The 11673-nt window shown below is 73.7% G+C and carries 6 protein-coding genes and 1 riboswitch; of the genes, 2 read left to right on the top strand and 4 right to left on the bottom strand.

Annotation, left to right across the window (positions count from 1 at the left end; genetic code table 11):
* Positions 1 to 533: 533 nt before the first annotated feature.
* A complete protein-coding gene (gene purL, locus DZF91_RS06480) occupies positions 534 to 2810 on the top strand; it encodes a phosphoribosylformylglycinamidine synthase subunit PurL (RefSeq protein WP_407920886.1) in 2277 nt (758 codons plus the stop codon).
* A 58-nt stretch (positions 2811 to 2868) separates the two neighbouring features.
* On the opposite strand, the gene DZF91_RS06485 is transcribed toward purL, so the two are convergent.
* From DZF91_RS06485 to DZF91_RS06505, 4 genes are all read right to left on the bottom strand, one after another.
* Positions 2869 to 3501 carry a LysE family translocator gene (locus DZF91_RS06485; protein WP_117356579.1) on the bottom strand — a complete coding sequence of 211 codons (633 nt, stop codon included), beginning with the start codon at positions 3499 to 3501 and terminating at the stop codon, positions 2869 to 2871.
* Positions 3502 to 4216: 715 nt separating this feature from the next.
* Positions 4217 to 5176, bottom strand: a complete 960-nt coding sequence (locus tag DZF91_RS06495; RefSeq protein ID WP_117356580.1) for a coiled-coil domain-containing protein — start codon at positions 5174 to 5176, stop codon at positions 4217 to 4219.
* 6 nt (positions 5177 to 5182) lie between these two features.
* Positions 5183 to 5350: riboswitch (cyclic di-AMP (ydaO/yuaA leader) on the bottom strand.
* Positions 5351 to 5601: 251 nt separating this feature from the next.
* Complete coding sequence (locus tag DZF91_RS06500; RefSeq protein WP_117356581.1) at positions 5602 to 6777, bottom strand: S8 family peptidase; 1176 nt, start codon at positions 6775 to 6777, stop codon at positions 5602 to 5604.
* Positions 6778 to 7671: 894 nt separating this feature from the next.
* Positions 7672 to 10128: a serine/threonine protein kinase gene (locus DZF91_RS06505; RefSeq protein ID WP_117356582.1), complete on the bottom strand. Its 2457-nt coding sequence runs from the start codon at positions 10126 to 10128 to the stop codon at positions 7672 to 7674.
* Positions 10129 to 10917: 789 nt separating this feature from the next.
* Between DZF91_RS06505 and DZF91_RS06510 the strand changes: the two genes are divergently transcribed.
* On the top strand, positions 10918 to 11358 hold the full coding sequence (locus DZF91_RS06510; protein WP_117356583.1) for a sterol carrier family protein: 441 nt from the start codon (positions 10918 to 10920) through the stop codon (positions 11356 to 11358).
* The last annotated feature ends 315 nt before the right edge of the window (positions 11359 to 11673 follow it).

Here is an 11673-nt window from a genome sequence, read left to right on the forward strand (position 1 = left end):
CGGCGCCGGGCGCGGGAGCGGGCGCGGGCGGCGGTTCCGGCACCGGGCCGCAGCAGCCGACCTTCGGCTCCGGCTTCGAGTCGGGCCCGCAGGCCCTCGGCCAGGAGTACGGGCAGCAGCACGGCCAGGAGTACGGCCAGCAGCACGGCCGGCAGCACGGGCAGGGCGGTCCGCGCGCCTCCGCGCCGGAGCCGACCGGCTCGTCCGCTCCGCTGGGCGGGACGCCGCTCACGGACGGCGGCCCCGGCACCGGCCCGCAGCCCGCGTTCGGCTCCGGCCCGCAGGCGTCCGCCTCGAACACCGGTCCGCAGCCCGCCGTGGGCTCCGGCACGGGCCCGCAGCCCGCGGTCGGTTCCGGCACCGGCCCGCAGCCGGCGGTCGGCGGGAACACCGCCCCGCAGCCCGCCGTCTCGGACGACCCGACCGCGAGCCCCACCGCCGCGCTCGTCGCGATGGCGCACGCCCAGCAGGGCGAGCCGCGTCCCGCGCAGGAGCAGGGCGGCCACCTCGATCCGGCCCGTCCGGCCCACCCGGTGCGCACCGCGTCCGACGAGGGCACCGACACCGTGGAGCTCGCGCTCCGCACCCCCGACAAGCCGCAGCCGTGGGCCGAGCTTGGCATGGCCGAGGACGAGTACCGGCGCGTCCGGGACATCCTCGGCCGCCGCCCGACCTCCGCCGAGCTGGCGATCTACTCGGTGATGTGGTCGGAGCACTGCTCCTACAAGTCGTCCAAGGTGCACCTGCGCCAGTTCGGCGAGAAGGCCCCGCAGACCGACGCCCTGCTCGTCGGCATGGGCGAGAACGCGGGCGTCGTGGACGTCGGCCAGGGCTGGGCGGTGACCTTCAAGGTCGAGTCGCACAACCACCCGTCCTACGTCGAGCCCTACCAGGGCGCGGCGACCGGCGTCGGCGGCATCGTCCGCGACATCATGTCGATGGGCGCCCGTCCCGTCGCCGTCATGGACGCGCTGCGGTTCGGCCCGGCCGACGCCCCCGACACCCACCGCGTCCTGCCGGGCGTGGTCGCGGGCGTCGGCGGCTACGGCAACTCGCTCGGCCTGCCCAACATCGGCGGCGAGACCGTCTTCGACGCCTGCTACGCCGCGAACCCGCTGGTCAACGCGCTCTGCGTGGGCGTGATGAAGCACGAGGACATCAAGCTCGCCGCGGCCCCCGGCCCCGGCAACCAGGTGATCCTCTTCGGCGCGATGACCGGCCCGGACGGCATCGGCGGCGCGTCCGTGCTCGCCTCGGCGAACTTCGACGACGCGTCCCAGGCCAAGCGCCCGAGCGTGCAGGTCGGCGACCCGTTCATGGAGAAGCTGCTGATCGAGTGCTGCCTGGAGCTGTTCCGGGCGGACCTGGTCGTCGGCATCCAGGACCTCGGCGCGGCGGGCGTGTCCTGCGCGACGACCGAGCTCGCCGCGGCCGGCACCGGCGGCATGGCCGTCAACCTGGACGCCGTCCCGCTGCGCGACCCGAACCTGCGCGCCGAAGAGATCCTCATGTCGGAGTCGCAGGAGCGGATGATGGCGGTCGTCGAGCCCGCCAAGGTCGACGACTTCCTCGCGATCTGCGCCAAGTACGAGATCCCGGCGACGGTCATCGGCGAGGTGACCGACACCGGACGCCTCGTCATGACCTGGCGCGGCGAGACCATCGTGGACATCCCGCCGGGCACCGCCGCCGACGAGGGCCCGGTCTACGAGCGGCCGATCGCGCCGCCCGCCGACCTCGCCGCGATCCAGTCGGACACGCCGGGCCGCCTGACCCGGCCGTCCACCGGCGACGAGATCCGCCGGACGGTGCTGTGGCTCGCCGGCTCCCCGAACCTGGCCAGCAAGGCGTGGGTGACCTCGCAGTACGACCGGTACGTGCTGGGCAACACCGTCCTGGCGATGCCGGAGGACGCGGGCGTCGTCCGCATCGACGACGCGACCGGCCTCGGCATCGCGCTCTCGCTGGACGGCAACGGCCGCTACACCCGGCTCGACCCGTACGCGGGAGCTCAGCTCGCGCTGTCCGAGGCGTACCGGAACGTGGCCGCGACGGGCGCCCGCCCGCTCGCGGTGACGAACTGCCTGAACTTCGGCTCGCCGGAGGACCCGGGCGTCATGTGGCAGTTCGCGCAGGCCGTCGAGGGCCTCGCGGACGGCTGCCGCTACCTCGGCACCCCGGTCACCGGCGGGAACGTCTCGTTCTACAACCAGACCGGCGACCAGGCGATCAACCCGACCCCGGTGATCGGCGTCCTCGGCGTGCACGACGACGTGCGCCGCCGGGTGAACATGGCGTTCGTCACCGAGGGCGCGACCCTCGCCCTGCTCGGCGAGACGCGCGAGGAGTTCGGCGGGTCCGAATGGGCGCACGTCGTCTACGGCCACCTCGGCGGCCTGCCGCCGAAGGTGGACCTGGCCGCCGAGGCCGCCCTGGCGTCCGTGCTGGTCGCCGCCGCCCGCGACGGCCTGCTCGCCGCGGCGCACGACCTGTCGGACGGCGGCCTGTCCCAGGCGCTCGTCGAGTCCTGCCTGCGCGGCGGGCTCGGCGCCCGGATCACGCTGCACGGCGACCCGTTCGTCCAGCTGTTCAGCGAGTCGGTCGCGCGCGCCGTCGTGGCGATCCGGCCGGGCGCGGAGGCGCGCGTCGCGGCGCTGTGCGAGCAGGCGGGCGTCCCGGTCAGCCAGCTCGGCATCGTCGGCGGCGACTCGCTCACCGTCAACGGCGCCGACCAGCAGGAGGTCTTCTCGATCTCCCTGGCCGACCTCCGCGAGGCCCACGAGCGCACCCTCCCCAGCTACGCGAGTTGATCTGAGCTGAGGCATGCGGAAGCCCCTGGACCGTTGGACCAGGGGCTTCTTGGTGTACCTATTCGCCCAGGGCGAGGCGCAGGCCGAAGGCGGCGATGACGCCGCCGGTGACGCGGTCCAGCAGTCTGCGCGCGGATGGCCTGGAGAGCCAGGACCGCAGCGCGTGCGCGAACGTGACGAGCACCGCCGACCAGACGATCCCGAACGTGACGTGGATGCCCGCCAGCGCCATCCCGAAGGCGAAGTGCGGGACGTCCGCCGGGATGAACTGCGGCAGCAGCGCCATGTAGAACGCGCCGACCTTCGGGTTGAGCAGGTTGGTCAGCGCCCCGCGCCGCCATCCGTCCCGCAGCCGGTCGGGCTCGGCCTCGACGCCCGCCGTGAGGGCGTCCGGAACGCGCCTCCAGCTCGTCCAGAGCATGTGCAGGCCCATCCACAGCAGGTAGGCCGCCCCGGCCCAGCGCAGCGCCGTGTAGGCCATGTGCGAGGCGGTGAGCAGGGCCGTGACGCCGAGCGAGGCGAACGCGCCCCAGACGAGCGTCCCGGTCTGGATCCCGAGGACGACGCCCCAGGCGCGGCGGCGCTGCCCGAGCGCGGCGGTCCGGAGGATCAGCGCGGTGTCGAGCCCGGGCGTCAGCGTGAGCAGCCCCACAACAAGAGCGAAGGACCACAGAGCGGTTGAAATTGCCACGGACGCCCAGCCTATCCACCCAACCGCCCCAAAGTCCCCACCGAAGGCCGGTGGCGGAGGGCCTTGTTCACGGTGTACGAGTCCTGGGGCCCCACAGACCTGTCCGACCGGGGTGTGCTGTTCGGGGTGGGCGGGCCGGTCTACGACCGGAACGACCCCTGTTCCTGCAGATCCTGGCGTTGGTCGCCCAGTTCGAAGCCGACCTCGGCCACCTGCGCACCCGCGAGGGCTGCTGGTGCCGCTGGCCGATCGGCATCTCGACCTGCGCTGAGGCGCCCCACGGCCTCCGATACCGCTCCGGCACGAAACGAGAACTTCCGCGCCCTGGAGGGGCCGGGGTCTCTCGGCTCGTCCGCGGGCAGGTCATCGGCCGCGGTTGCCCGGGTGTACCGGGCCCACTTGCCACCGGCGATCGAGGCCCAGCGGTCGGTGGTGCCCGGATGTAAGCCGAGGAGCTTGCCGATCACCGGTGGCGGAGCTGGCGGGCGTATTCGAGCAGGGCGCTGTTGCGGTCGGGGCGTCCGCGCCGGGCGTCCGGCGGGGAAGCTGGTTGATCAGGTGATCTAGTGGCGGAAACAGGTCGGGATCAGCCTGACCGAGGCGCAGTTGGGTCCGCCCGTCCGGAGTGTGTGAGGTCGCGGCCCTGGTTGCGCAGGTGCGCCAGGAAGCGGGCCGCGGCGGTGAGTTCGCCTCTGGCCCGCTGTTCGTCCTCTTGCTAGAAGACGGAGATGTGGACGTGGTCGTAGTGGTTGGCGGTGATGCCGCCGCGGTCGCTCATGCTGTGCCAGCCGGGTCTGCGCATGTCGTAGATCCGCTGCTTCCAGATGATGTACTTGATGCCCAGCGAGGAGGCGTGCGCGATGGCGTAGGCGGCCACCTGGTCGCCGTTGGCGTTGCGCGCGGACGTGGGCATCGAGCCGCCGGACGACTCCATGAAGTCGCAGGCGGTGCCGGTGGCGTGGTCCTGGGCGTCCGCGCCGCCGCGGTAGCAGCCGATGGTGGGGAACGGCCCGAACTCGGTGTCGATGACCTGCTTGACGTGCAGCATGCGCGGCGTCACGTTGCCCATGCCGACACTCGGCGACTCCGGCTTGTACTTCTTGACCAGCTTCTTGATCTGGGCCTTGCGGGACTTCAGGTCGGCCAGGTTCTTCTGCAGGCCGGCGATCTTGGCCTGCGCCTGCTGGCGCGCCTTCTCCTGGTCGGCGACGAGCTTGCTGATCTGCTGGACGCGCGCCGACTGGTTCCGCGCGACATGGCTGGCCAGGCTCATGGTGTTCAGCAGCTCGGACGGGTCGCCCGCCGCGATGACGGTGATTCCCGGGTCCTGGCCGCCGGTCATGTACTGGTTGGCGGCGAGGCGGGCGACGAGCGTCCGCGACGCCTCCAGCTGCCCGCGCAGTTCGTCGGCCTTCTTGATGGCCTTCCGCGCGGCCCACTGGGCGTCCTTCAGCTCGGCCAGGTCGCCGCCGTACTCCTTGTCGAGCTGCTCGATCTGCTTGTTGAGCTTGTCCATCCGGTCGGTGTCGCCAGGGGCGGCGCCGGCCGGGGCGGTGCTCGACAGCAGGGGCAGGACGAACGCGGCAGCGGCGGCGGTCAGCGCGGCGCGCCGTCCGCGGCTACGGGCGCGGGGGGCGGCCGGCCGGGAACGGCGGCTGGAGGTCGGGCGCTGCACGTCCTCTCCTCTCCTCAGGTCGGCCTGCCGGGTTAGCTGTCGGGTTCGGGCGCGGGAGTCCGCCCTATCGCCGCGCGTGCCGCGCCCGCGAATTCACCCCTGCTGGACGGGGCGTCCGGCGGCTGGGTCCCCGGCTCCCGGACGGGGGCGTCCGGGACTCGGCGCGTCCAGTCAGCCTGCCGCGTCGACCACGGGCAGTCACCGACCGGACACCAACAAACTGCAAGGAACTGGGTGTTGCCTCGCCAAAGATTAGACCCCCGGGACGCCTGGGACGACCCCTGGCGGCCGTCGCGACGGGCCGCGTCCGAGCCGTCCGCCCCGAGGCGCACGACCGCCCGGCCCCGAGACCGGGACCGGGCTGTCATGACTGTGCGTGAGCGCAGGAAGGTGCTATCATGACTGTGCGTGAGCGCAGGAAGGTGCTACAGCGAACCCTTGTAGAGCAGCCGGTTCGGCGTGCCCGTCTTCAGGTTCCCCAGGACGTTCTTGGTGGAGTTGTCGTGCAGCCACTTCTGAACGGCCGAGAAGCTCGCCTTCGGGTGCGTCTGCAGGTAGAGCGCGGCGACACCGGCGACGTACGGCGAGGCCATGGACGTGCCGCTCTCGACCTGCGTGCCGCCGCCCGGCCAGGTGGACGTGATGCCGTAGCCGGGGGCCAGGATGTCCACGCACTTGCCGTAGTTGGAGAAGCCCGCCCGGTTGTCGTGCGACGTCGTCGCGCCGACGGCCTCGACCCACGACGCGCCGGAGGGCGAGAACTTGCAGGCGTCCTTGTTGTCGTTGCCTGCGGCGACGGTCACGAAGACGCCGGACTTCGACAGGTTCGCGACGGCGGTGTCGAGGGCCGTGGACTTGCCGCCGCCGATCGACAGGTTCGCCACCGCGGGCTTGGCGGCGTGCGTGCGCAGCCACTTCAGGCCGGCGACCACGTCGGACGCCGGGGCGCTGCCGTCCTGGTCGAGGACGCGCAGGGCGCGCAGCTGGACGCCCTTGGCCGCGCCGTACTTGGCGGAGCCGAGGATGCCCGCGACGTGCGTGCCGTGGCCGTTGTAGTCCCAGCCGTTGCCCTTGAAGCGCGGCGCGGACCACACGACCTTCGCGCGCCCGCCGAACTGCGGGTGCGACCAGGCGATGCCGCTGTCGATGATGTAGGCCGTGACGCCCTTGCCGGTCGCCTTGTAGGAGTAGGACTTCGACAGCGGCGTCCTGCGCTGGTCGATCCGGTCCAGGCCCCAGGGCAGCGGCGACCGCTGGGTCGTGGTGGCGTGCACCAGCTGGTCCTGCTCGATCGCCGCGACGCGCTTGTCGTGCCGCAGCTTGTCGAGCTGGCGCGCGTCGAGGCGGGCGACGAAGCCGTTGAGGACGTCGCCGAAGTCCTGGACGGAGGAGGCGCCGACCTGGCCCGCCGCGGCGGTGGGCGAGGTTCCGGCCTTGAGCGTGACGATGTACTGGCCCGCGATGGGCGTGCCCTCGGCGGCGGTCACCTGGACCGGCGTGGGCTTGGCGTCGGCGGACGCCAGGGTGGGGATGGCCGCCGCGGCGCCCACGGAGGACGCGATCGCGCCGGCCAGCAGCAGCCTTCGGGAGACGGGCCGCAAGAGAGCTCCTTCTGCCGCGGAGTCGGAAGAGCCGCGGCCAAGATCGAGGTCACCGACCCCGGAACCCTAGTGCACCTTCACCCCCGTAAACCTCATAAGGGGCATATCGATCGTGTGAACATCGACTGCACTGAGTGATCCAGACCCCCGTATCCACGGCCCCCGGACGTCCCGGACACGGCCCGCCGACACGCTCCCAACAACCCCACCGCCCCAACACGACCAACCGCCACCACGCCCCAACCACCACCACGCCCAACCGCCGGCACGTCCGTCCGCCACCACGCCCGACCGCCGGCACGTCCGTCCGCCACCACGCCCGACTGCTGGCGCGGCCGCCCGCAGGTCCGACCGCGGACGCGGCCCGTCCGCCGGCCCGGTTGGACTGCCGCCACGTTCCGGCCGTCGGCGCGTCCAACCGCTGCCACGCCCGACCGCCGGCGCGGCCGTCCGCCAGCACGGTTCGACTGCCGGCACGTCCGATCGCTGGGACGTCCGATGGCTGGGACGTCCGATGGCTGGGACGTCCGTCTGCTGGCGCCGCCGATCGCTGGCGCGGCCGTCCGCGGGCACGTCCGAGCGTTGGCGGTCCGGTCCGCGGACACGGTCCGATCGTCGGCACGTCCGATCGTGGGCACGTCCGTCTGCTGGCGCGGCCCAGCGCTGGCGCCGCCGCCGACCGCGGGCGCATCCGGCCGTGGGCACGTCCGGAGCACTGGCGCGGCCCGACCGCCGGTGCGTCCAGCCGCCGCCACGCCCGCCCGCTGGCACGGCTCGAGCGGTGGCGCGGCCGAGCGCTGGCAGGGCTTGGCCGATGTGCTCGCTTTCGGTGCGGTCCGGCGGCGTGCTCGTCGACCGCGTGGCCTGGTGGCGGGGGCGGCGCCGGGGGCGTGCTCAGCTCTTGGTGAGGTTGCCTCGGTAGGCCAGCGGGGTGCCCGGCTTGGACCAGTCGTACTTGAGGGACCCGTCCGGCTGCCTGGTGATCCGGACGTCCCCGCTCGTACACGGCTTGTTGACCGACAGCGCCAGCTGGAGCTCGGCCGCCGTCCCCTTCGTCAGGGCGAGGGTGCCGGTGCAGCCCTCCTTCGGATACACCGCCGTCCCGGTCTTCGCCCCGGCCTGGAGCGTCACCTGCAACGGGAAGGACTCGCCGCGGTTCGCGTTCACGGCCGTCCCCTTCCAGGTACCGGCGAACGTGTCCGGAATGGTGGTGACGGGCCGTCCGTCGGCCGGGGTGTCGTGCTTGGAGTGGTCGCCGCCTCCGCCGCCCCCGCGCAGCTGCGGCCACAGCACCAGCGAGATGATCGCGACGCCGACCAGCACTCCGACCGCCAGCGAGACCGCGACCCCGACGACATGGTTCCCGGGCTTCTTCAGCTGCGGCTTCTTCAACTGGGGTCGCGCCGCCCGCAGCCCGGGCAGTGACAGGACGGCCGTCTCCGACCCGTTGTCCTCCGCCCCGACGGGCCGCATCCCGGGGATCAGACTGTCCGGCCCGGACGCGCTCGGTCCGCTTGGCGCACCGAAGGCACCGGGCGCGGGAGAGCCGCCGGGCAGCGCGGACGGACCCGTCACCGGCAGGTCCCGCGCCGTGGCCCGACTGCTCTCCCAGCCACCGGCGGGACGCGGCGAACTCGGCACCGGCGGCCCGCCCGACGTCCCGCCGGGACGCAGGTCGAGCACGGTGCTGGGGCCGCCGTCGCCCCCGGACGGCGAGTTCATGTCCAGTCTCGTCGCGGGCCCGTCGTCCCCTGCGGACGACGCCGGTGACCTGGGCAGATCGAGCATCGTGCTCGGCCCGTCGTCGGCCGCTGGAGGTCCGCCGGGCGTGGGCGTCCAAGCCCCCGAGGCCGACGCGGACACCCCGTTGGGTGCGGACGTGGACGGCGAAGCCGGGGACGCCGCCTCCGGCTGCCCCAGCGCCGAAGCCCCGGCCCCACCGGCCGCCAAACCGCCACCGGGGGATCCCGTCATGCCGGACGTCGGCGAGCCGGAACCCAGCGGTACAGCGCCACCGCCCGTAGCCGTCCCACCAGGGGGAAGAGCGCCCGCGCTGCCGAATGAGGTCGGTGAGCCGCCGGGAGAGAAAACCCCAGCGCTGTCGGACGCGACCTGAGACCGGCCCGGGGAGGGCACGCCCGCATTGCCCGGCGTGTTCTGCGTCCCGGTGGGAGTGTGAGCGCCGAGGCTGCCAGTTGTGCTCTGCGGCCCGCCGACAGAGGGAGCGCCCGCAATGCCGGGCGGGTTCTGCGTTCCGGTGGGAGAGAGAGCGCCCACGTTGCCGGGCGTGTTCAGCGCACCGCCGACAGGGGGAGTGCCCACGCTGCCAGGTGTGTTCTGCGGACCGCCGACAGAGGGAGCGCCCGCATTGCCGGACGAGTTCTGCGGCCCGCCGATTGAGGGAGTGCCCATGTTGCCGGGCGTGTTCTGCGGCCCGCCGACAGAGGGAGCGCTCGCGCCGGTTGACGTGGGCGTCGGGGCGCCGGGGGCGGCCAGGGCCTCGGCTTCGGCGCGCAGGGTGGCGGGTGTGCGGGCGGCGAGGGGGCTGTCGAGGAGGAGTCGCAGCAGGTCGGACGCGGTGGGACGTTCGGACGGAGACTTGTCCAGCGCGCTCGCGACGGCATCGCGCACGGACTCGGGCAGCGCGTCCGCCTCCGGGTCGTCGTAGACGATGCGCTGCATCACCTCGGCGGGCGGGCCGTCGCCGAACGGCGGCTCGCCGGTCGCCGCGAACAGCAGGGTCGTCGCCCACGCGAACACGTCGGCGGCGGGCCCGATGCCATGCCCGCTGAGCTGCTCCGGCGCCAGGAAGGACGGGTTGTTCTCGGCCCGCGTCGCCGGTGCCGCGTTCACCGCCTCCAGCGCGGTGATCACGCCGAGGTCGGTCAGCCGCGGCCCGGTCTTCGCGAGCAGCACGTTCGCCGGCTTCAGGTCGTGGTGGACGGCACCGGCACGGTGGGCGGCGGCGAGCGCGACCGCGAGACCCACCGCGAGGCGTTCGACCACCAGCGGTCCGCGCGGCCCCTCGGCGGCGACGAGCTCGGCCAGCGACGGCCCGTCCACCAGGTCGGACACGACGTAGGGACGGCCGTCCTCGACGTCCGCGGCGAGGATCTCGGCGGTGCTGAAACCGGTCACCCGGCGGGCACCCGCGAAGGCGTCCGCGAACCGGGTCCGCGTCGCGTCGTCGGCGCCCAGCCGCACGTGCAGCAGCTTCACCGCCACGGACCGTCCGGACGCGGCGCGGCCGACGAAGACCGCGCCCTGCTCGCCGACGCCGAGCCGGCCGGTGATGGGGAAGTCCCCCAGCCGTTCCGGGTCGCCGGGCTGCAGGGGCAGAGCCTCTGCCATCTACGCACCCTCCGTGTTCTGCATCGGGGGACCGGCCCCCGTGCGTCCGTGAAACCTGATCCGCCCCCGCGTCGGCACCGGTTCCTTTCTACCGGTTGGTGATCGATGGCGCGGTTGAGTCGCCCGCACCCGATCCGTCACCCCCCGGTCCGCCTGCCCTCCCCCCCGAGAAGGCCCCCAGGTGACCCGTCAGCCTTCTGCCAGCCGACTCACCACCCCGCAGCCTCCCGTCAGCCGGTTCATGACCCGGCAGCCTCCCGGCAGCCGCCTCACGAACCCCGCAACCTCCCGGCACCTGCCGCACAGCCTCCCGTAGCCGCCGCACGCCCCGGCGGCCTCCAGGCAGCCGCCCCACCGCCCCGGCCAGCACCTTCCGGCGGCCGACTCGCGACCGGCAGCCTTCCGGTGGCCGCCTCGCGACCTGGCAGCCTTCCGGCAGTCGCCGCACAGCCCGGCCGACAGCCTTCCGGCGGCCGTCGACTCGCGACCTGGCAGCCTCCCGGCAGTCGCCGCACGGCCCTGGCAGCCGGTCGGTGGAAGGTCGGCGTCCACGCGCACGCGTCGGCGGATGGTCTGTCAGCACCTTGGCGACGGTCGCGGAGTTGTTCTGTTGTGTCCTGCCCGGTACCCCCTCACCACTTCCAGCGATCACCAGCCCCGGTTTCGTCACTCTCGCCGAGCGCTTACCCCTTGATCACCTCCGCTCACCGCCACCGCAAAGGCGGTATGCGGCGGGCCGGGACCGGGCGCCGTCCTCGCCCTCGCCGGTTTCGGATAGCGTCGGCGGCGATGCCGCGCAAACCTCTGACCCGCGAACTGCTGGACGAGCAGCGTGCCGCGCTCGGGCTGCCCCCGTACGGCGGGCCGGACGAGACGCCCGCGCTGCGCCGCGCCGCCCTGGACACGCTGCTCGCCGCCCGGGCGGCGGGTGCCGAGCCCGCCCGGCCGATCGTGACCGGCGCCGTCCGGCTGCTGCTCGACCGGCTCGCCGAACTCGCGCCCGGACGGTCGGTCGAGGTCCGCGTCCCCCCGCACGCCGCCGTACAAGCGGTCGAGGGGACTCACCACACCCGCGGCACCCCGCCCAACGTGGTCGAGATGGACGCCGACACCTGGATCGCCCTCGCCCTGGGCGACCTCGACTGGGACGACGCCCTCCGCGACCACCGCGTCCGCGCCAGCGGCTCGCGTGCCGATCTCTCCGCTCATCTCCCCCTCCCACCTACCTGAACGAGCGGCGGGACCGGAACGTTGGGGCCGACCACCGGATCCGTCCGCGAAAACGCGGGGGCTTTCCCGCGCAACCGGCGCCGTGGACGGCGGAAGGCACCCGAAAACGTCCGGCCGCCGCGTCCTCCGACCGCCCCCCGGAGCCCCCGCCCCACCGGCACCAGCCCACCGCTCCACCGGTGCCAGCCCACCGCTCCACCGGTGCCAGCCCGCCGGGCCCACCCACCGGCGCACCGCTGCCAGCCCGCCGGGCCCCACCCACCGGCGCACCGGCCCACCGCCCCGGCGCACCGGCCCACCGGCCCACCGCCCCGG

The sequence above is a fragment of the Actinomadura logoneensis genome, assembly GCF_003428695.1.
Classification (GTDB): domain Bacteria; phylum Actinomycetota; class Actinomycetes; order Streptosporangiales; family Streptosporangiaceae; genus Spirillospora; species Spirillospora logoneensis.